Annotated in this window: 1 protein-coding gene; it reads left to right on the top strand. The window is 67.1% G+C overall.

Features of this window, described 5'->3' with window-relative positions; genetic code table 11:
* Positions 1–1,077: DUF1800 domain-containing protein (locus MOV75_RS39355; RefSeq protein WP_247008227.1), on the top strand; the 1,077-nt coding region annotated here is incomplete at both ends.

Below are 1,077 nucleotides of genomic sequence, written 5' to 3'. Positions count from 1 at the left end.
AACGTTATCCAGAAAACATTTCGCGCCGAGGCGCTGGCGCGGTTGCAGCGCGCGACCCTGGCCGCGTGCGGCTTCACCGAACGTCTCGTCGTGTTCTGGTCCAACCATTTTTGCATCTCCGCGAGCAAGGGCGAGCTGGCGCGGATATGGGCCGGCGCGTTCGAGCGCGAGGCGATCAGGCCGCACGTGCTCGGGCGCTTCACCGACATGCTCCGGGCCGTCGAGCAGCATCCGGCGATGCTGTTCTTCCTCGACAACCAGCAATCGCTCGGTCCGGATTCGCGCGCCGGCCAGAACCGCAAGCGCGGGCTCAATGAAAACCTCGCGCGCGAGATCATGGAGCTGCATACGCTCGGCGTCGGCGGAGGCTACACGCAGGACGACGTCACCTCACTCGCGCGCATCATCACCGGCTGGACCTTCGCGGGCCGGCAAGGGCAGCTCGGGCCCCCCGGCTCCTTCGTGTTCAACAGCAATGCGCACCAGCCCGGTCCGCAATTGCTGCTCGGCAAGACCTATGAGCCGACGGGGCTCGCGCAGGGCGAGGCTGCGCTCGCCGACATCGCGCGGCATCCCTCGACCGCGAACTTCATCGCCACCAAATTCGTCCGCCACTTCGTCGCCGACGATCCGCCGCCGGCGCTGGTTGCGCGCCTGCGTGATGTCTTCGTCAAGACCGACGGCGATCTCAAGGCGCTTGCCATGGCGCTGGTCGATTCCGATGAAGCGTGGCAAGCGCCGCTGACCAAGATGCGCAGTCCTTACGATTTCCTCGTCGCGAGCGGGCGGCTGCTCGCGCGCGTGCCGGAGGATCCGAACCGCTATCTCAACGGCCTCAATTTGCTTGGGCAGCCGCTGTGGTCGCCGGCCGGGCCCAACGGCTTTCCCGACACCAATGCAGCCTGGGCCGCGCCTGAGGGCATGAAGCTCAGGCTCGACATCGCGGCGCAGATTGGCTCGCGGCTCGGCAGTAATATCGATCCGCTAGACCTCTTGGAGTTCGCGGCAGCCGATGCGGCCTCCATCGAGACGCGGCGAGCCGTCGAGCGCGCGGAGTCGCGCCAGCAGGCGCTGGCG

It is taken from the genome of Bradyrhizobium sp. PRIMUS42 (assembly GCF_023006515.1).
GTDB lineage: Bacteria > Pseudomonadota > Alphaproteobacteria > Rhizobiales > Xanthobacteraceae > Bradyrhizobium.
Note: the sequence above shows the minus strand (reverse complement) of the source record. Positions and strands in the feature narration are given on the sequence as shown.